Here is a 20,159-nt window from a genome sequence, read left to right on the forward strand (position 1 = left end):
GGAAGAAAATTTATGATTAAAGTAGCGCCATCCATTTTAAGTGCGGATTATGTCAACTTACAACCAGATATCGAAAAGGTCGACCAGGCCGGTGCCGAAGTCTTACACATCGATATCATGGACGGTCAATTCGTGCCCGCTTTATCCTACGGTCCCGGTTGGGTCAAGGCCATCCGGCCCATTACCAAGATGGTCTTAGACGTCCACATGATGGTGCAAAATCCAGAACGTTACGTGGATGACTTTGCCAAGGCCGGCGCCGATATCATCGGGGTCCACGTCGAAGCCACGCCGCACATTCACCGGGCCTTACAAATGATTCAAAACGCCGGTGTGACGCCCGAAGTGGTTATCAACCCCGGGACGCCCGTTAGTGCCATCGAACCCGTCTTAGACATGGTCGGTCAAGTGCTGGTCATGACGGTCAACCCTGGCTTTGGGGGCCAAAAGTTCCTGCACAGCACGGTCGAAAAGATCGCCCAATTAGACGCCATCAAGAAGGCCAAGGGCTACAACTTTGACATCGAAGTCGACGGTGGGGTCAACGACCAGACCGTGGTTGAATGTGCTAAGGCCGGTGCGACGGTCGCCGTTGCGGGCTCTTACGTCTTCAACGCCGATGATCCGGCTGCCCGGGTTCAAGCGTTAAAGGACGCCACGAAGTAATGCCACGGGGGGGAACGTTTAATCTATTGGTGGGCGGTCCCAAGGCCGAATGGCCGGCGAACCTGACCCAAATTGACGGGACCTGGATCGGGGTCGATCGGGGGACCTTACGGTTGATCGAGCAAAATATCCAGCCCGTCGCAGCCATCGGGGACTTCGATTCTTTACAGGAACCGGAACTGCAACTGGTGCGACGTAACGTCAAGGACGTCCGCTCCGCTCAGGCGGAAAAGGACTTCACGGACACCCAGATGGCGGTCATGGTGGCCTTTCGCGACTACCACGCCGAACGGGTCGACATCTACGGCGCCACGGGCGGCCGCTTGGATCACTTCTTGGCCAACCTGTTTTTGGTACTGGAACCCCAATACAAGCGCTATGCGGGGCAGATTCGCTTGATTGACCGACAGAATACGATTTCATTTTTCTTGCCGGGCCAGTACACGATTCATAAGGAGCCCGATAAGCGTTATCTGGCCTTCGTGCCGTTGACGCCGATCGATCACCTGACCTTAAGCGACGAGAAGTACGAACTGCACGACGAACCGATTCCGTACGCGATTTCCTTTGCTAGCAACGAGTTTGTGGGCGAAACGGGGCGTTTTCGGTTCGATACCGGGTTGTTGTGTGTCATCCAGAGTAGTGACACCTACGAGGCGCACCACGAATAAGTAACTTAAAAATGGCATCCTGACGTTGGTCGGGGTGCCATTTTAGCATGGGGGATTAATTTGTTTTTCCTATTAAGTAGTGGTGAATTGGGGCGTCAGGTCATGAGCGGGCAATCCAGGCACAAAAAAATGCACCACCCGGAAAAATCCGAGCCGTGCATTTGTTTTATAAGCCGTGTTTAAAACTAAACGCGGGTTACCTTACCTGATTTCAAAGTCCGGGCAGAAACCCAAACCTTCTTTGGCTTACCGTCTACTAAGATGCGAACCTTTTGCAAGTTCGGCTTCCAAGCACGACGAGTCGAGTTTAAGGCGTGGGAACGCTTGTTACCGAAGCGCGTCCGCTTGCCGTTGATAAAATCCTTTGCCATGGCGTAAACCCTCCTTTGTGGATTCATTACTTTTTAAAAAGCAGGTGCTTTTTACTCACCTGACTAATTTACCATACAATTTTACGGAACGCAATATTTTCTTTCAAGGATTTTTACTTGACACTTAATTAGCGTCAACTCGTGGTTTTTGGTGTTCCTATTTCTATTTTTCGGTGGGTTGTGGTAAGATTAATTTCTGTTAAGCTTACCTGTAGGGCTTAGTGGGTCGATGAGCGGCTGATGAGTCGGTTTCAGCCGGAAGATGAATCACTAAACTTGGCATGACTCGTCCTATATGGTAACAGATTCTATTCTTTGACAAGGAGGCTATTTCCATGGCCGTAAAGATTAAGACTCAGTACGGAACAATTGATATTACCAATGAAGTGATTGCGACCGTAGTTGGGGGTGCCGCGACTGATAATTATGGTGTCGTGGGCATGGCAAGCAAGAATCAAATTCGGGATAACGTCAACGATATTCTCCGCCGGGAAAACTACGCCCGGGGGGTCGTCGTTCGCCAAGAAGATAACGGTGTGGCGATCGACGTGTACGTCATCGTCAGCTACGGGACCAAGATTTCCGAAGTCTCACGTAACGTTCAATCTAAAGTCAAATATAACCTGGAAACGATGCTGGGCGTCACTGCGAACTCGGTGAACGTCGTCGTCCAAGGGGTACGGGTATTGGCGGATTAGCCAACCAGACGACCGAAAGTCAAGGAGGATACTTAGTTGAAAGTCACAGAAATTACTAATCTTGAGTTTGGTAAGATGGTTCAGGCCGCCTCGCAAAAACTAAACCAAAACGCTGATTTTATTAATTCATTAAACGTCTTTCCGGTGCCCGATGGGGATACGGGAACCAACATGAGTTTGTCACTGGCCAGTGGGGCCAAATACGAACGTGATGCCGATACTACGGCGGTCGGGGCATTATCGGTCGCCCTGGCCAAGGGCCTTTTGATGGGCGCGCGGGGCAACTCCGGGGTCATCTTATCCCAAATTTTCCGGGGCTTTTCGCGGAAATTAACCGATAAGACCACCCTGACGGCCCAGGACCTGGCCGACGGATTCGCTGCCGGGGCCGAAACGGCCTATAAGGCGGTCATGAAGCCGACCGAAGGGACCATTTTGACCGTTGTGCGGGAAGGTGCTCAGGCGGGGTTGAACGCCGCCAAGGACACCGATGACGTCTTAGTGGTCATGGATGCGGTCCGCAAGGCTGCGGCCGACGCCTTAGCCACCACGCCGGACCTCTTACCCGTCTTAAAGCAGGTGGGGGTCGTGGATTCCGGGGGTCAAGGCTTGAGCTTTGTCCTGGAAGCCTTTGACGATTCGTTGAACGGCCGGGTGGCGGAAACCGCCGATTACAAGCCCGACGACGCCGAGATGGACGAAATGATCAACGCCACCCACCACCAAAGCGCCCAGGGGAAGTTGGACCCGGCCAGCATCAAATACGGTTACTGTACCGAAATTATGGTGCGGATCGGCCGTGGCAAGCAGGTCGACCACAAGTTCGATTACGATACGTTCTACAACTATCTGGCCGACTTAGGCGACTCTTTGCTGGTGGTCAACGACGATGAAATCGTGAAGGTCCACGTCCACACGGAACACCCCGGCAAGGTGATTGCCTGGGGTCAAGAGTTCGGGGACCTAGCGAAGGTCAAGGTCGACAACATGCGGATGCAACAGGAGACCATCATGGATAAAGACGATGATCAACCCGCCACCGCGACGCCGGCCGTAGCCGCACCAGCCGCCGAAACGCCGGATACCGCGATCATTGCGATCGTGGCCGGTGACGGCTTAGCCACGCTCTTTAAGAGTTTAGGCGTCACCCACGTGGTTCAGGGGGGGCAGACCATGAACCCAAGTACCCAGGACATCGTCGACGCCATTAACGCCTCGAAGGCTAAGCGCGCCATTGTCTTGCCGAACAACAAGAACATCTTCTTAGCCGCCGAACAGGCCGCGAAGGTCGCCGATATCCCAACGGTCATCGTGCACGCCAAGACGGTCTCGCAAGGGATGACCGCCATGCTGGGATACAACCCCGACGCCGAATTAGCCGATAACCAGGCCTCGATGGAAGATAACCTCAGTACGGTCAAGAGTGGCCAAGTGACTCACGCCATTCGCGACACCCAACTCGATGGCTTTGACATCAAAGAGGGTAACTACATGGGCATCGTCGACGGTACTATTCAGGTGACCGCCGCCGACCTACTGGAAACGGCGGTCGACACGGTGAAGGCCATGCTCGATGACGACAGTGAAATCGTCACGATTATTTATGGGGCCGACACCAACGCCGATTTGGCGGATCAACTCCAGCAACGGGTCACCGACTTAGACGGCGACCTAGAAACAGAAGTTCACGAAGGGGACCAGCCGGTTTATCCATTCTTGATTTCGGTGGAATAACCCTGATTCTCGTAAAAGATTGGACATCCGTGTCCAATCTTTTTTATTGATAGTTGGGCGAGAAGCCACGTTTTTTTAAGGACGTGATGAATCGCCCTAACCTTTTCGTGTACTTGTAAACCGTATTACTAGTAAAGCAGCTATATACTGATACTGGAACAGTTACTTGAATAACTAATGAGATAGGCTTTGCGAAAGGTGGTGATTCGATGCTGAAGGGTATCAAGCTTCGCCTGTATCCGACTCGAGCTCAAGAAGGCCAGTTATGGCAATTGTTTGGCAATAATCGCTTTGTTTGGAATCAAATGTTAGCGATGGCCAAGGCCCGGTATAAAAATAATCCAAGTAGTCATTTCATCAATGAATATGGCATGAATAATCTGCTCAAAGCCCTCAAAATTGAATATCCCTTTCTTAAACTCAGTGATTCAACTAGCCTACAGGTCGTAAATCATCAGTTAGCACAAGCTTTTTCGATGCTGTTCAAACATCGCGGTGGTCAACCACACTTTAAATCACGCCGGTCAGCTAAACAGGCGTATACCGGCCGCTTTCCTACTAGTACGCAACTAGTGGTGGCTAAGCGTCGAGTCAAATTACCAAAACTCAGTAGTATCAAAACTAGTAAAACGGGTCAGCTGGTTAATGGTCAAGTTAAGCGTTATACTGTTAGCCATGACGCTACAGGACGTTACTATCTCAGCATTCAAGTCGAATTCCCGGATCCTAAATGCTTTCCTAAAACGGGTGTTCAAGTGGGAATCGACTTGGGCGTAACTAACTTAGCGATTACCTCTGGCGGCCAGAAGTATCCTAAATTTCAAGCGCCCTGGGAGAAACAACAAGGGACTACGTGGCAACGGAAGTTTGATCGGCGCAAACATCAAGCCAAGATTAATGTGATTCAGTGGAACCATGATAAAGCTCACTTGATTAAGCTGGAACTCAATGACTATAAAAACTGGCAGCGAGCTAGGCAAATCAAAGCGCGCTACCAGCGTAAATTCGCTAATCGACGCAAAGATTACTTGAACAAACTGACGACTCAGTTAGTCAAAGCCTACGACGTGATTGTGATTGAAGATTTAAAAGTCAAGAATCTGATGCACAATCATCACTTGGCCAAGTCAATTGCCAATGCCAGCTGGTACCAATTTCGAACCATGCTGGATTACAAGTGTCAGTGGTATGGCAAGCAGCTTAGAGTAGTTAGCCTCAACTATACCAGCCAACAATGTTCTAGCTGTGGGTTTCAAAGTGGTCAGAAGCCACTCGAAATTCGTGAATGGACTTGTCCAAAGTGTGGGACACACCATGATCGTGATATCAATGCAGCCGTTAATATCCTACATAGAGGACTAAAAACGGTCTAATAAGAACCATGAGGCTAGGGACTAGCCTTGGTAAAAAAGTTGAGTTCTGTGAGTTAGGTACTCGGAATACCGACATAACAGCCTAAACACTCCTCAATGTTCCCAGAAGCTCGGTCGTTTACGGCCGGGTAGTTCACCATAGACGTAAGGAGGCGAGCAGGATGGCGAGTTTAAACGATACGGTCGGTGAACTCAGTGGTGTGGGTCCCAAACGGGTCCAGGCCCTAAAGGAATTGGAGATTGAAAATATCAACGACCTGTTGACCTACTTTCCGTTTCGCTACGAGGACTTGCAGGCCAAGGATCCCAGCGAATTGACCGACCAGGCGAAAATCACCCTGAAGGGCACGGTGGCCGCCGAAGCGGTGTTGACGCGCTTCGGGCGTAAGAAGACGCGGTTGAACTTCCGGCTACTCCTCGACGACCACAACGTCATCCCGGTGACCTTCTTTAATCAGCCGTGGTTACGCGATCAGATCGAGACCGGCAGTCAACTGATTGTTTACGGTCGGTTCGACGCCAAACGGCAGAGCCTGTCCGGGATGAAGATCTTAAGCAGTGCTAACGGCGCGATGGGGTCGATCTACCCGGCCAATAAGGAGATTCGCCAGGCCACCATCAAAAAGCTGGTGGCGGCCGCTTATGAGGCCTATGCGCCGGTCATTGTGGATCTGATCCCTGAGACCGTGCGCGAGCAGTACCGGTTATTACACCGTAAGCAGATGATTCACGACATGCATTTTCCGGCCAATGCGAACGCCGCGGCCGCGGCCCGGCGGACGGCTAAGTTCGAGGAATTTTTCCTGTTTGAATTGCGGTTGCAGATCATGAAACAACAGGACCACACCCTGTATGGTCAGCAGTTGGCCTACGACCTGCCACGCCTGAAGGCCTTTATCGCCAGTCTGCCTTACGAATTGACGGCGGCGCAAAAAAAGGTGGTCAACGAGATCTGTTACGACCTCAAACGGCCGATTCACATGAATCGCCTGCTCCAGGGGGACGTGGGGAGCGGGAAGACCGTGGTGGCCGCCATCGCCATGTACGCCGCCATCACGGCCGGCACGCAGACGGTGTTGATGGCCCCCACGGAAATCCTGGCCGAACAACACGCCAACAACCTGGCCAAGCTGTTCGCGGACTTTCCCGTGAACGTGGCGTTACTGACCGGGGCCACCAAACCGGCCGCTCGGAAGGTTTTACTCCCGCAAATCGCCAATGGTGAGGTAAACTTAGTGGTGGGGACCCACGCGCTGATCCAACCCGAGGTCCACTACCATCATCTGGGCTTAGCGGTGATTGATGAACAACACCGTTTCGGGGTGAACCAACGCCAGGCACTCCGCCAAAAGGGCGCCCAGCCCGATATTCTAGCGATGACCGCCACGCCGATTCCCCGGACCCTGGCCATCACGGCCTACGGGGAGATGGACGTGTCGGTGATCAACGAACTGCCGGCCGGTCGCCAACCGATTGAGACCACCTGGATTCGCAGTAATCAGGAAAGCACCATGTTGCGCCGGGTCAAGGACGAACTGGCCGCCGGCTCGCAGGCCTACGTGGTGACGCCGCTGATTGAGGAATCCGAAGCGGTCGACATGAAGAACGCCGAGGCCATTTACGAACGCTTCAAGGCGGAATTTGAACCGCGCTACAAAGTGGGACTGTTACACGGGCGGATGAAAAATGACGAAAAAAACGCCATCATGGCCGCCTTTAAGGCTAACGAATTTCAAGTCTTGGTGGCCACAACCGTCATCGAAGTCGGCGTCGACGTGCCCAACGCCACGTTGATGCTGATTTACGACGCCGACCACTTTGGCTTAGCCCAGTTACATCAGTTACGCGGTCGGGTCGGTCGGGGCAAGAAGGCCTCGACCTGTATCCTGATTGCCGACCCCAAGAACCAACTGGCTATCGAGCGGATGACCACCATGACTAGCACCACCGACGGGTTCGTATTGTCCCAAAAGGACCTGGAACTACGGGGAGCCGGGGATGTCTTGGGTCGCCGCCAGTCCGGGGTGCCCGACTTTAAGGTCGGCGACCCGGTGGCCGACCTCAACATCTTAAGTGCCGCGCAGCAGGTGGCTAAGACGGTGGTCGACGAAAATGATTGGGAGAATCAAGATGCCAATTTAGCCGTGGCGGCGTTTTTGACGACCACGGCGCACCAAACCACGACTATGGATTAATAAAGGAGCGAAACTTCATGAAAATTGCCGTTGACGCTATGGGGGGCGACTACGCCCCAGACGAAATCGTTAAGGGAGTCGAGTTGGCCCGCGACGCCTACCCGGATCTGGAATTCTTACTGTACGGGAAGCCAGACCAGGTCCAACCGTTACTCACCGACACCACGCGTATCACGCTGGTCCCGGCCACGGAGGTCATCGAGATGGGGGACGAACCCGTCAGAGCCGTGCGCCGCAAGAAGGATTCCAGCATTGTCTTGGCCGCCACGGCGGTTCGCGAAGGGGCCGCTGACGCCTTCTTCTCCGCCGGTAATACCGGGGCCGTTTTGACCGCCGGATTACTGATCGTGGGCCGGATCAAGGGTATCGACCGCCCCGGCTTGACCACCACGCTACCCGTCTTACAAAAGCCCGACCAATCGAGTTTTGTGATGTTAGATGTGGGCGCTAACGCCGACACCAAACCGTTCAACGTGGTCCAGTACGCGGTGATGGGTCAATATTACGCCCAGTCCGTGATGCACGTGACCAACCCCAGAATCAGCCTGTTAAACAACGGGACCGAAGCCGACAAGGGCGACCAGAATCACCGTGCGATTCACGACGCGCTGGCCCAGATGGACGAGCTGAACTTCGTGGGCAACGTCGAATCCCGCGAACTCTTGAACGGGGCCGCCGACGTGGTGGTCACCGACGGGTTTACCGGTAACGCCACGTTGAAAGCCATCGAGGGCACGGCGCTATCCATGTTGAAACTCATCAAGGGTGAGATCATGAGCGGTGGCCTGGGCGGTAAGTTAGGCGCCAGCCTCTTACGGCCGGTCTTCCACAACGTCCAAGCGGCCATGGATTACTCCCAGTACGGGGGCGCCGTGTTGTTAGGCCTGAAGGCGCCGGTAGTCAAGACCCACGGGTCGACCAAGGCCCCGACCGTCAAGAACACGATCGGTCAGATCAGAGAACTCTTGAAGACGGATAGTGCGAACCAGTTGGTGACCTATTTCGACCAACATACGGACCAGATGGCGGAGCTAAAAGCCACCCTGAAGTAGCGGCGCAGAATCTGCTAGACAAGGTCACTAAAAACGGTTAGACTACTATTTGAATACTGTGAGCGAGGGATTGGACATGACAAAAGCAGAGATTTTCGATAAAATTGCGGACATTATTGCGGATCGGTTCGAAGTCGACCGGGATCAAATCAACGAACAACTGAACTTCAAGCAGGATTTAGACGCGGACTCCATTGACTTCGTCGAATTCGTCTTAGAGTTGGAAGACACGTTCGGCGCCGAGATTTCCGACGAGGACGCCGAGAAGTTAAACACCATTGGTGAAGTGGTGGACTACATTGTCGCCCATCAAGGGACACAAAAATAAGCATTGAGCGAGTCCGGGCCGCAACCTTTCGTCCCGGGCTTTTTCAATCTAACCAAAAGAAATGAGGAATGGCACGTGATTGCAGGATTAAATCAAGAATTAGCCGATAATTTCGATATACACATTCAGAATCAAGCCTTACTCGATGAGGCCTTTACCCAGGCGTCATACGTTAACGAACACCCGAACCAGGGATTGAAATTTTACGAACGCATCGAGTTTTTAGGAGACGCCGTGATGCAACTGGTCGTCTCGAACTACATCTTCCGGCGGTACCCCCAGATGCCGCAAGGCCGCTTGACCCGGTTAAGAGCCGCGATGGTCAACGAAAATAGTTTTGCCAGTTTTGCGCGTGAGTGTCACTTTGACCAATACATTCGGTTGGGTAAGGGTGAGGAAAAGGCTCAAGCCCGGCAACGCGATTCGCTGCTCTGTGATATCTTCGAGTCCTTTATCGGGGCGTTGTACCTCGATCAGGGCTTGGACACGGTGGTGCGCTTCGTGACCCAAGTGGTCTTCCCTAAGCTCGACGAAGGCCGGTTTGACGAATTTTTCGACCACAAGACGGAATTGCAGGAACTGGTCCAACAACACGGTGCGGTCGACATCGACTACCGCTTGCTCGACGAAGAGGGGCCGGATAACGACCTGGCCTTTAAGGTGGCGGTCTACGTCAACGACAAGGTGCTCGGACAAGGGACGGGACATTCCAAGAAGCACGCGGAACAAAATGCGGCGCGTCACGCCCTGGAAAATTTAAAAGCAGAAGAATAAGGATGGCTCACGATGCGGTTAAAGACACTAGAAATTAGCGGGTTCAAGTCCTTTGCGGATAAGACCCGAATTGACTTTTTGCCGGGGATGACCGGCATCGTCGGTCCGAACGGAAGCGGGAAAAGTAACATTGCCGAAGCGGTGCGCTGGGTACTCGGCGAACAGTCGGCCAAGAGTTTGCGGGGGACTAAGATGCCCGACATCATCTTCGGGGGCTCCGCGGACCGCCACGCCTTAAACCGGGCGTCGGTAGAGATTACGCTGGATAACAGCGATCACTATTTAAAGAGTGCCTACACGGAGCTCACCTTGAGTCGGCGGCTCTACCGGACCGGGGAAAGTGAGTACCTGATCAACGGGCAGAGTTGTCGGTTAAAGGACATCACGGAACTGTTGATGGATTCGGGGATGGGTCAAGACTCGTTTTCGATCATTTCGCAGGGCCGAGTGGCGGCCATCTTCAACAGCAAGCCGGAAGACCGGCGGAGCATCGTCGAAGAAGTCGCCGGCGTGTACAAGTACCGTAAGCATAAGGAAAGAGCCGAGCGCGAACTCGACGAGACGATGGGCAACCTCCACCGGGTCGAAGACATCATTGCCGAACTCGAGGGGCGCTTGAAGCCCTTAGAGGAGCAAAGCGACTTAGCCCAGGACTATCTGGCGCAAAAAAAACGGTTTGAGGAGCTGGACCGGACCCAACTCGTCCGCCAGCTACATGCCGAAATGGCGCAGAAGGCCGATTTGGATAAGGAAGTCCGACAAAAGAAGGGCCTAGTCCACGAACAGCAGTACGCCCAGCAACAACACGGGCAAAAGGTGCAGGCCTTACAACAGCAACAACAAACGTTGCTTAAGCAAAAAGACGACCTGCAGGCCCAACTGGTCACGGCCACTAAATTAGTGGAACAACGCCAGGGTCAGGTCAACCTGTCCGGCGAGCAACGACGGAACCAGGCGACCCAACAGGCCCGTTTGGCTCAAGAACTGGTCACGACCAAGCAACGGGTGCAGGACTTAACGCAAAGTATCGCGACCGAAACGGCGGCAATCAAGGACCTCGAAGCCACGATTAAGGCCCACCAAGCCGAAATCAAGACGCTTCAGGCGGCGACGGCCGAGCAGGTGATCGACCAGTTGCGTGAACGGTTGGAAAGCCTGCGAACGGCCTATTTCGACCAGAAACAGCAGGTCGCTGCTTGGCGGAACCAACGCCAGTACCTCCAACAGGATCAGGCGCGCCAACAGGAACGGGGCAAGCGCCTGACCGCCCAACTGAGTGATTTACAGGCCACGGCACAAGCCACACAACAAGCGGCCAGCGACCTTAAGGCTCAGGCTACGGCGGCCCACGACCAACTAAGTCAGGCTGAACAGGCCAACGACGCCGAGGCGGGTCAGTACCAAGCACACCAGCAACAGTACCGCCAACTACAACGCAACTGGCAGGCGGCCCTAGAGGTTTATCAGCGGGCCAAGACCCAGGCGGCCAGTCAACAGGCGGCCGTCACGGAATACGGTGGCTTTTACCAGGGCGTGCGGGCAATCTTACGGCAGCGCGACCGGTTCACCGGCTTGCTGGGGGCGGTTTCCGAACTGCTCAAGGTGCCGAAGGACTACACGACCGCCATCGAATACGCGTTGGGCGGGCAATTGCAGCAGGTGGTGGTCACGGATGAGGCCACGGCCAAGCAAGCCGTGCAGTACCTGCGAGAAAACCGGGCCGGTCGGGCGACCTTTCTGCCCGTCACTACGGTGCGGCAACGACAACTCGACGCCACCACGCGGCGTCAGCTGGCTGGCCTCGACGGGTTCGTGGGCGTGGGGAGTGACCTGGTGACCATCACCAGTAACGCCCAACCCATTCTGAACTATCTGTTGGGCACGACCATTTTAGCGACCGACCTGGACGCGGCGGTGGCGCTTAGTCGCCAGATTCACCACCGGTACCGAGTCGTTAGTCTGGCCGGCGACGTGGTCAGTGCTAGTGGAGCGATTACCGGGGGTCAAGCCCGGCAGTCCCACACCAGTGTCTTACGGCAACGTCAAGAGTTAGAGCAGCTCCAAACCTCGCTGACCAGCATGGAAGCGCAACTTCGTGATCAGGAAACCAAGGTCAAGGCGCAGCGTGACGCCTTACAAGCCAGTGAGCAACGGAGTCAAGCGTTACAGACCCAATTAAACGCGCTACACCCGCAATGTCGGCAACTCGACGACCAACTGGCCGCCGCCCAGACCGCGGCCAACCAGGCAAAACGGCAACTCCAGGCCGCACAGGTGGAACTGCAACAAACGACCGGGAGCGCCGAGGGCACGACCGACGCGGAGTTACAGGCCAAGATGACCCAGGGGCAGGCCGCCATCGCCCAACAGGAAACCAATTTAAAGGCCTTGCAAGCTCAAATCAAGACGGAAAGCGACCACCAGGCGACCCAACGCCAAACGCTGACCACCAAGCAAACCTGGGTGGCCGGTGCGGTGGAACGTCAACAACAGCAACGCCAGACGTTGCGGCAACATCAGGCCGATTTACAAACGGCCCAGGCGAACCAGCAACAACTGGTCCAAGAACAAGCCCAGCTGGCCCAACAAGAGGGAGTCACGCCCGCTGAGGCGGCGGCCCAACTCAAGGCGGCTCAGGCACAACAACAAACCACGAAGCAGGCGCTCGCGACGGCCAACGACCGCTTAGCGCAGGTCAACGACCAGCTTGAAACGGCCAACACGGCTAACGACCGGGCGACCGGCTTGTTGCAGGTGGCCAACGACGACTTGAAGACGGCCCAGGTCAACCAGACGCGCATCGACGCGTTGATCGACCAGCAGCAAAATCAATTGTCTGAGAAGTATCATCTAAGCCTCGCGGCGGCCGAGGCCGACCTGAGCGACTTACCGGCCGACCAACTGGCCGTGCAATTAAAGTTGCTAAAACGCGGCCTAGCGGAGATCGGCACGGTCAACTTAAACGCCATCGACGAATACCAGGACGTGCGCGAGCGGTACGACTTTTTGACCCAGCAACGCGACGACTTGTTGACGGCCAAGGACCAATTGACCGCCACCATGAGTGAGCTGGACGACCAGGTCAAGCACCGCTTTAAGACCAGTTTCGACCAAATCGCGACCAAGTTTACGGCCACGTTTAAGCAGATGTTTAACGGTGGGACGGCCGAGTTAGTCTTGACCGCTCCGGACGACCTGTTGACCACCGGGATCGACATCATGGCTCAGCCGCCGGGCAAGAAGTTCCAGAACATGGGGCTTTTGTCCGGGGGTGAACGGGCGCTAACGGCGATTACGCTGTTATTTGCGATCCTCCAGGTCCAGCCCGTGCCGTTTTGTATCTTAGACGAAGTGGAAGCGGCGTTAGACCCGGCCAACGTGACCCGGTTTGCCCGTTACATTCATCAATTCCAAGCACAAACCCAATTTATCGTGATCACCCACCGGAAGGAAACCATGGTGCAAGCCGACGTGTTGTACGGGGTGACGATGCAAGAATCCGGGGTCTCCAAAATGGTGGCCGTGGATTTGAACCAAGATTCTGAGACCACTGCGGAAGGGAAGCAAGCATAATGGGATTATTTGATATTTTCCGCCGGCGCGCCAAGCACCCGGCGAGTGAAACGCCAACCAGTGAAACCGTCACTAGCGAAACCAGTACGACCAGTGAGAGTACCAGTTCGGTGAGCGGGGTCAAGACCAGTACGAGTGTGACCAGTACCACGGCCATGCCAAGTACGAGTCTGACCAACGTCGCGTCCGTTTCGACGACCTCGGTCAGTGCGGCCAGCGAAGACAGCGAAACGAGTGTGTCCGCGACCCCGTCGACGAGCACCTCTAGTCTGACCAGTACGGCCACGCCGAGCGCAACGTTGAGTGCGCAACCGACCTCGGTGGCTAGCGAGACGTCAACGGCCTCGACGGGTAGCGCATCTGTACGCAGTTCAACGAGTCTGACGACGGCCAGTGAGGCCTCCGTTTCGGCGGTGACGCCTAGTCTGGTCAGCACCACGACCAGTACCAGTACGGCATCGACGGCCAGCCCGGCGTCGCTAAGCACGAGCACCACGACCGCTGAACCAACGGCCACCAGTGATGACCAACCGGCTAGCGACGAACAACTCTACGACCAAGGATTGGCGAAGACCCGGCACACGTTCGGGGAACGCCTGAACGCCTTACTGGCAAACTTCCGCCACGTCGACGAAGGCTTCTTCGACGATTTGGAAGAAACGTTGATTGGGGCCGACGTCGGTTTTGACATGGCCGTGAAACTCAGCGACGAGTTGCGCAACGAGGTCAAGCTACAAAACGCCAAGAAGTCGACGGACGTCCAAAACGTGATCGTCGAAAAGATGGTCGAAATTTACGACCAGGCCGGCAGTCAAGAAGAAAGCAACGCCTTAAACTTTGCGCCGGAAGGGCCGACCGTGATCCTGTTTGTCGGGGTCAACGGGGTCGGTAAGACCACGACCATCGGGAAGATGGCCAACCGGTACCACCAAGCGGGCAAGAAGGTCCTCTTGGCGGCGGCCGACACCTTTAGAGCCGGGGCGACCGAACAACTAGACGTCTGGGCCAAGCGCGCCGACGTCGATATCGTGACCGGTAAACCGCAATCCGACCCGGCCGCCGTGGTGTTTGACGCCGTGCAAAAGGCCAAACGCGACGACTACGATATCCTATTCGTGGATACCGCGGGTCGGTTACAAAACAAGGTCAACCTGATGAACGAGTTGGCCAAGATGAAGCGGATCATTACCCGCGAGATTCCAACGGCGCCCCACGAAGTTTTGCTGGTCTTGGACGCCACGACCGGGCAAAACGCGTTGACGCAGGCTAAACTCTTCAAGGAATCCACCGACGTAACGGGAATCGTCTTGACCAAGCTCGACGGGACCGCCCGTGGGGGGATCGTGCTAGCGATTCGCAACGAGTTACACGTGCCCGTGAAGTTCATCGGGCTGGGCGAACAGATTGGCGACTTACGGCCGTTTGATCCAAACGAGTTCGTCTACGGCCTCTTCAAGGGCTTGATCGACGTATCAGCGTTGGATAAAGCAAAATAAGTCTTAGCGATAAAATTAATTTGGTCGGCGATTAGGACGAATCTTAACAGACGAATTCGGCACTTCCAAACCCGTCAGAGATGGCTGGAACGGGGTGGACACGGCTTCAAGCCTCCCGAACCGAGCCTTGAAGGCCGACCTTGGTCTAAGCCGGGTCCGTTTTCCCCCTTGAGCCCATTTCTGACGGGGCCTTCAGTTCACACTGATCATAACAGTAACGCTAATATATTTTTGTCTGATCAGTAAGTGTGTTTTGAGATAGAACTTAGCTGATCAATTAAGGGACTTCGCGAAAAATTCGTGGAGTCCTTTTGTTTGGTTATCCTAGGAATTAGACTGAAGTGTTCGATGGCTATTGTGAGTGAGGACAACGTTGCCAGAGATTGATGGTCATTGAGCACCGGAAGGCGACCAGCTTTATCACGTTTTTGCGGTAACGTTCGCGAAAAAAATTGACGAAAGCGCTAAAAATCGGTACTCTAATAGAGTGTGACACTACCGAAGGGGGCGTTTTACTTTATGGAACTAGAGAAGAACTATCGCATCAACTCTCTCTTTGCGTTCTATCAACCCTTGTTGACCGCTAAGCAGAATAATTATATGCAGCTGTACTACGGTGACGACTATTCCTTGGGGGAAATTGCCGAAGAATTTAACGTGAGTCGCCAGGCGGTCTACGATAACCTGCGGCGGACCGAGAAAATTTTAGAGTCCTACGAAGCAAAATTACATTTATATCAAGAATTCACCGCCCGGAACCAACAAGCCGATGAGATTCAGACCTACGTGGCGCAGCACTATCCGCACGACGCGACGTTGAACCGGCTGGTGGCGGGCTTAGAACATCTCGAAGAACAATGAAAGTTAGGTGGCAAATTTAATGGCGTTTGAAGGATTAACCGAACGACTACAAAACGCGATGCGGAAGTTGCGGGGCAAGGGGAAGGTTTCCGAAAGTGATTTACGGGAAACCATGCGCGAGATTCGCCTAGCCCTCTTAGAAGCCGACGTCAACTTTACGGTCGTTAAAGACTTTGTGAAACAGGTCCGCGACCGGGCCATGGGTGCCGACGTCCTCGAAGGACTGAACCCCGCCCAACAAATCGTTAAGATCGTTGACGAAGAACTGACCAAGACCATGGGGGCCGAAGCGGTTCCGCTGAACAAGTCCGACAAGATCCCAACCATTATCATGATGGTCGGGCTCCAAGGGGCCGGGAAGACCACCACGGCCGGGAAACTGGCGTTAAAGCTAAAGAATGAAGAAAAGGCCCGTCCGTTAATGATTGCGGCCGACGTGTACCGGCCAGCCGCCATCGACCAGTTGGTCCAAGTGGCGCAAGGTATCGACGTCCCCGTCTTTCAACTGGGGACCGACGTCAATCCCGTGGATATCGTTCGCCAGGGGTTAGCTCAGGCCGAAGAAAACCATAACGATTACGTGATCATCGATACCGCCGGGCGGTTACAGATCGATGAACAACTGATGGACGAACTGGCCAACATCAAGGACTTGGCGCACCCCGACGAAATTTTGCTGACCGTCGATGCCATGACCGGGCAAAACGCCGTGGCCACGGCTGAAGGGTTTAACGACAAGCTCGACGTTACCGGGGTCGTCTTGACCAAATTAGACGGGGACACCCGTGGTGGGGCCGCCCTGTCGATTCGTGCCGTCACCGGCAAACCAATCAAGTTTATCGGGCAAGGCGAAAAGATGACCGACTTGGACGTCTTCCACCCCGACCGGATGGCGTCACGGATCTTGGGCATGGGGGACATGTTGTCCCTGATCGAAAAGACCCAGCAGGAATACGACCAGAAGCAGGCCCAAGAACTGACCGAAAAGATCCAGGAGAACTCGTTTGACTTTAACGACTTCGTGGATCAGATCAGTCAGATTCAAAAGATGGGGCCGATGGAAGACCTGATGAAGATGATCCCGGGGATGGCCAATAATCCGGCCTTGAAGAACGTCCAGATGGACCCCAAGGACATCGAACACCTCAAGGCCGTGGTCTACTCCATGACCGAACAGGAACGGACCAACCCCGACGTCTTGAATCCCTCGCGGCGGCGGCGGATCGCGGCCGGTTCCGGCCGTCCCATTCACGAAGTCAACCGGATGATCAAGCAGTTCAATCAGATGAAGAAGATGATGAACCAGGTCTCCAAGGGCAACATGTCCGGGATGGAACAGATGATGGGCCAGACCGGCATGGGCGGCGGCTTAGGTGGCCGGATGCAGAAGATGGCCATGAGCCGCATGTCACGGCAAATGAAGAAGAATAAGCGCAAACGTTTGAAACGTAAGCGTCGTAAATAGTAGACAGGCTAGTCGACTTCCGGTATACTAAGTTTAATCATAAGGGAGTAACTAGCAGCGAGTCTGTGGCCATTTCGTCAGCAAGAAGACGTTCCGGGATGGTCTTAAATAGTGAGACTTATGTGTGTTCACCACGGGGTGAAGACGCGTAGGTCTCATTTTCTTTTACCGGAAAATGGGGCCCCGCGGTAACGTTTTGTTTAATTTTAGGAGGATTAACAATGACTAAACGACCGCTGTATCAACAGACCGTCGACGCAATTTACCAACAGTTACAGACCAGCGACCAGGGACTGAGTGCCGCCAGTGCGCAAGAACGTTTGGCCCGCGACGGTAAGAATGTCCTGGCGCAACAGAAAAAAACAACCCTGTTACAACGCTTTATGGGGCAATTCAAGGACCTGATGATCATTGTATTATTGGTGGCGGCCGCTATCGCCGGGTTGACCGGGGAACTGGTCGACGCCGTAATCATCTTATTGGTGGTAATCTTAAACGCCATCTTCGGAGTCTTTCAGGAAGCCAAGGCCGAAGAGGCGATCAACGCCTTAAAGGACATGGCCGCCCCTAACGCCACGGTGCGCCGCGACGGCTCTGTGCTGACCGTTAAGAGCGACGAGTTGGTGGTCGGCGATAGCGTCTTGCTGGAAGCCGGGGACGTGGTGCCCGCCGATTTACGACTGGTGGAGGTGGCCGGGTTAAAGGTTGAAGAAGCCGCGTTGACCGGGGAATCCATTCCGGTTGAAAAGACCAGTGACGTCCTAACCGGCGATCATCTGGGCTTAGGGGACCGCACCAACTTAGCCTTCATGGCCAGTAACGTGACCTACGGCCGGGCGACCGGGGTAGTCGTGGCCACGGGGATGGCGACCGAGGTGGGGCGCATCGCCGGCATGTTGGAAGCCGCCGACGAGACCACCACGCCACTACAGGCCAACCTGGTGCAACTGGGGAAGGCTTTGACCGTCTTGATCCTGGTGATCGCCGCCGTGGTCTTTGGCTTAGGCCTATGGCGCGGGACGGCCAACGTGATCGACATGTTACTGACGGCGATTTCGCTAGCCGTAGCGGCAATTCCGGAAGGGTTACCGGCCATCGTGACCATTACGTTAGCTCTGGGGACCCAGCGGATGGCCAAACGCCACGCGCTGGTGCGCAAACTCCCGGCGGTCGAAACGCTGGGGAGCACCGACATCATTGCCTCGGATAAGACCGGGACGTTGACCCAAAACAAGATGACCGTTGAACAGGTGTACCAGAACGGTCAGTTAGTATCCGCCGCCGAAAATCCACTCCGGGACGATGACCCGTTGGCCCGGATCATGTTACTGAGTAACGATACTCAGCAGTTGGCCGACGGTTTGGCCGGGGACCCCACGGAAACGGCGTTGGTCCAGTACCAACTCGATCGCCAGTTTCCGGTGGCCCAAACGTTGAGCGATTTGCCGCGGGTCGCCGAGATTCCGTTTGACTCGGAACGAAAACTGATGACCACGGTGCACCCACTAGGCGACGGCCAATTCATGGTGGCCGTCAAGGGGGCGCCCGACGAACTGCTGAAACGGGTCACGCGCGTGGATTTGGCCGGTGACGTGACGCCCCTGACGGCGGCCCAACGCACCGCCATTCTGGCGACCAACCACGACCTGGCCACCCAGGCAATTCGGGTGTTGGCCTTCGCGTACCGGGTCGTGCCCGCCGTACCGGAACCGTTAGACTCGGCGACCGCCGAGCAGGACCTGATTTTTGCCGGACTGGTGGGGATGATCGACCCCGAACGACCGGAAGTCGCCCAGGCCGTTGCTGAAGCCAAGGGCGCCGGGATTCGTCCCATCATGATCACCGGGGATCACCGCGACACCGCCGCGGCTATCGCCCAACGGTTAGGGATCATCACCGCCGACCAGACGAACGCCGTGTTGACCGGTGCAGAATTGGACGCTTTAGACGAGGCGACGTTTCAAAAAAACGTCGACCAATACGCGGTTTACGCGCGAGTGGCGCCCGAGCACAAGGTGCGCATCGTCAATGCTTGGCAGAAACGCGGTAAGGTCGTGGCCATGACCGGTGACGGGGTCAACGACGCGCCGGCGTTAAAGGCCGCCGACATCGGGATCGGCATGGGCATCACCGGGACCGAGGTGGCCAAGGGGGCCAGTGACATGGTCTTAGCCGACGATAACTTTGCTACCATCGTGGTAGCGGTCGAGGAGGGCCGGAAGGTCTTTGCCAACATCCAAAAGGCCATTCAGTACCTGCTGTCCGCCAACTTAGGGGAAGTCTTAACCCTGTTTATGATGACCATGCTGGGCTGGCAGATTTTAGCCCCCGTGCACATCTTATGGATCAACCTGGTGACCGACACCTTGCCGGCGATTGCCTTAGGGGTGGAACCGCTGGAACGTAATTTAATGAACCGGCCACCGCGGGGCCGAAAGTCCAACTTTTTCTCCGGCGGGGTGCTCGGTGGGATCCTCTACCAGGGGTTCCTGGAAGGGGCGTTAACGCTGGGCGTGTACTGGCTGGCCATTACCTTCCCGGTACACGCCAGCGCCAGTCTGGCCCACGCCGATGCGTTGACCATGGCGTTTGCCACGCTGGGCCTGATCCAACTCTTCCACGCCTTTAACTCCAAGTCGATCCACGGCTCGCTGTTTAAGATCGGCGTGTGGCGCAACAAGTTCTTTAACTGGGCGATCGTGATCGCCTTTGGCTTGCTGGCCATGACGATTCTGGTGCCAGGCTTAAACGGCATCTTCCACGTGACGACGCTGACCCTGGGCCAATGGGGAATCGTGGGCTTAGCCGGCCTCTTGATGGTCGTCATTGTCGAAATCGTCAAGTTTTTCCAACGCCGGACGTTGCCGCAAGTTAACGGCTAAGCCGAGTTGATTGGGCTAAT

At 55.1% G+C, this 20,159-nt stretch carries 15 protein-coding genes; 14 read left to right on the plus strand and 1 reads right to left on the minus strand.

Annotated features, from left to right (window positions below):
• Positions 1-12 precede the first annotated feature (12 nt).
• Positions 13-666, plus strand: a complete 654-nt coding sequence (gene rpe / locus FD25_RS08440; RefSeq protein WP_057803232.1) for a ribulose-phosphate 3-epimerase — start codon at positions 13-15, stop codon at positions 664-666.
• Positions 666-1,337, plus strand: a complete 672-nt coding sequence (locus tag FD25_RS08445; protein ID WP_057803234.1) for a thiamine diphosphokinase — start codon at positions 666-668, stop codon at positions 1,335-1,337. Before rpe ends, FD25_RS08445 begins: the two co-directional genes overlap by 1 nt.
• A 185-nt stretch (positions 1,338-1,522) precedes the next feature.
• Here the strand turns inward: FD25_RS08445 and rpmB are convergent, their stop codons facing one another.
• Positions 1,523-1,708, minus strand: coding sequence for a 50S ribosomal protein L28 (gene rpmB / locus FD25_RS08450; RefSeq protein ID WP_057734310.1), 186 nt, complete (start codon positions 1,706-1,708; stop codon positions 1,523-1,525).
• Between the two features lie 335 nt (positions 1,709-2,043).
• On the opposite strand from rpmB, the gene FD25_RS08455 reads away from it, so the two are divergent.
• From FD25_RS08455 to FD25_RS08510, 12 genes are all read left to right on the plus strand, one after another.
• Complete coding sequence (locus FD25_RS08455) at positions 2,044-2,406, plus strand: Asp23/Gls24 family envelope stress response protein (RefSeq protein WP_057734312.1); 363 nt, start codon at positions 2,044-2,046, stop codon at positions 2,404-2,406.
• Positions 2,407-2,442: 36 nt separating this feature from the next.
• A complete protein-coding gene (locus FD25_RS08460; protein WP_057803236.1) occupies positions 2,443-4,140 on the plus strand; it encodes a DAK2 domain-containing protein in 1,698 nt (565 codons plus the stop codon).
• A 209-nt stretch (positions 4,141-4,349) separates the two neighbouring features.
• Positions 4,350-5,513 (plus strand): RNA-guided endonuclease TnpB family protein, encoded by a 1,164-nt coding sequence (locus tag FD25_RS08465; RefSeq protein WP_057803238.1) that lies wholly within the window; start codon positions 4,350-4,352, stop codon positions 5,511-5,513.
• A gap of 161 nt (positions 5,514-5,674) precedes the next feature.
• The gene (recG, locus tag FD25_RS08470) at positions 5,675-7,708 is read left to right on the plus strand and encodes an ATP-dependent DNA helicase RecG (protein ID WP_057803240.1); all 2,034 of its coding nucleotides are present in this window, start codon (positions 5,675-5,677) and stop codon (positions 7,706-7,708) included.
• A 17-nt stretch (positions 7,709-7,725) separates the two neighbouring features.
• The gene (plsX, locus tag FD25_RS08475; RefSeq protein WP_057803242.1) at positions 7,726-8,760 is read left to right on the plus strand and encodes a phosphate acyltransferase PlsX; all 1,035 of its coding nucleotides are present in this window, start codon (positions 7,726-7,728) and stop codon (positions 8,758-8,760) included.
• Positions 8,761-8,836: 76 nt separating this feature from the next.
• Positions 8,837-9,088, plus strand: coding sequence for an acyl carrier protein (gene acpP, locus FD25_RS08480; protein ID WP_057803244.1), 252 nt, complete (start codon positions 8,837-8,839; stop codon positions 9,086-9,088).
• Positions 9,089-9,163: 75 nt separating this feature from the next.
• The gene (gene rnc, locus FD25_RS08485) at positions 9,164-9,862 is read left to right on the plus strand and encodes a ribonuclease III (protein WP_057803246.1); all 699 of its coding nucleotides are present in this window, start codon (positions 9,164-9,166) and stop codon (positions 9,860-9,862) included.
• 12 nt (positions 9,863-9,874) lie between these two features.
• Positions 9,875-13,435, plus strand: a complete 3,561-nt coding sequence (smc, locus tag FD25_RS08490; protein ID WP_057803248.1) for a chromosome segregation protein SMC — start codon at positions 9,875-9,877, stop codon at positions 13,433-13,435.
• Positions 13,435-14,931 carry a signal recognition particle-docking protein FtsY gene (ftsY, locus tag FD25_RS08495; RefSeq protein ID WP_057803250.1) on the plus strand — a complete coding sequence of 499 codons (1,497 nt, stop codon included), beginning with the start codon at positions 13,435-13,437 and terminating at the stop codon, positions 14,929-14,931. Before smc ends, ftsY begins: the two co-directional genes overlap by 1 nt.
• Positions 14,932-15,450: 519 nt before the next feature.
• The gene (locus tag FD25_RS08500) at positions 15,451-15,792 is read left to right on the plus strand and encodes a putative DNA-binding protein (RefSeq protein ID WP_057734328.1); all 342 of its coding nucleotides are present in this window, start codon (positions 15,451-15,453) and stop codon (positions 15,790-15,792) included.
• 19 nt (positions 15,793-15,811) lie between these two features.
• Positions 15,812-17,257, plus strand: a complete 1,446-nt coding sequence (gene ffh / locus FD25_RS08505; protein WP_057803253.1) for a signal recognition particle protein — start codon at positions 15,812-15,814, stop codon at positions 17,255-17,257.
• Positions 17,258-17,478: 221 nt separating this feature from the next.
• Positions 17,479-20,139, plus strand: a complete 2,661-nt coding sequence (locus FD25_RS08510; protein ID WP_057803255.1) for a cation-translocating P-type ATPase — start codon at positions 17,479-17,481, stop codon at positions 20,137-20,139.
• Positions 20,140-20,159: the final 20 nt, after the last annotated feature.

Origin of the sequence: Levilactobacillus acidifarinae DSM 19394 = JCM 15949 (assembly GCF_001434835.1) — a bacterium.
In the GTDB taxonomy this organism is placed as follows: Bacteria; Bacillota; Bacilli; order Lactobacillales; family Lactobacillaceae; genus Levilactobacillus; species Levilactobacillus acidifarinae.

Bases quoted from the DNA above. Each gene is read 5' to 3' on its own strand.
- rpe (WP_057803232.1), top strand. From the start codon at position 13: ATGATTAAAGTAGCGCCATCCATTTTAAGTGCGGATTATGTCAACTTA.
- FD25_RS08445 (WP_057803234.1), top strand. From the start codon at position 666: ATGCCACGGGGGGGAACGTTTAATCTATTGGTGGGCGGTCCCAAGGCC.
- rpmB (WP_057734310.1), bottom strand. From the start codon at position 1,708: ATGGCAAAGGATTTTATCAACGGCAAGCGGACGCGCTTCGGTAACAAG.
- FD25_RS08455 (WP_057734312.1), top strand. From the start codon at position 2,044: ATGGCCGTAAAGATTAAGACTCAGTACGGAACAATTGATATTACCAAT.
- FD25_RS08465 (WP_057803238.1), top strand. From the start codon at position 4,350: ATGCTGAAGGGTATCAAGCTTCGCCTGTATCCGACTCGAGCTCAAGAA.
- recG (WP_057803240.1), top strand. From the start codon at position 5,675: ATGGCGAGTTTAAACGATACGGTCGGTGAACTCAGTGGTGTGGGTCCC.
- plsX (WP_057803242.1), top strand. From the start codon at position 7,726: ATGAAAATTGCCGTTGACGCTATGGGGGGCGACTACGCCCCAGACGAA.
- acpP (WP_057803244.1), top strand. From the start codon at position 8,837: ATGACAAAAGCAGAGATTTTCGATAAAATTGCGGACATTATTGCGGAT.
- smc (WP_057803248.1), top strand. From the start codon at position 9,875: ATGCGGTTAAAGACACTAGAAATTAGCGGGTTCAAGTCCTTTGCGGAT.
- ftsY (WP_057803250.1), top strand. From the start codon at position 13,435: ATGGGATTATTTGATATTTTCCGCCGGCGCGCCAAGCACCCGGCGAGT.
- FD25_RS08500 (WP_057734328.1), top strand. From the start codon at position 15,451: ATGGAACTAGAGAAGAACTATCGCATCAACTCTCTCTTTGCGTTCTAT.
- ffh (WP_057803253.1), top strand. From the start codon at position 15,812: ATGGCGTTTGAAGGATTAACCGAACGACTACAAAACGCGATGCGGAAG.
- FD25_RS08510 (WP_057803255.1), top strand. From the start codon at position 17,479: ATGACTAAACGACCGCTGTATCAACAGACCGTCGACGCAATTTACCAA.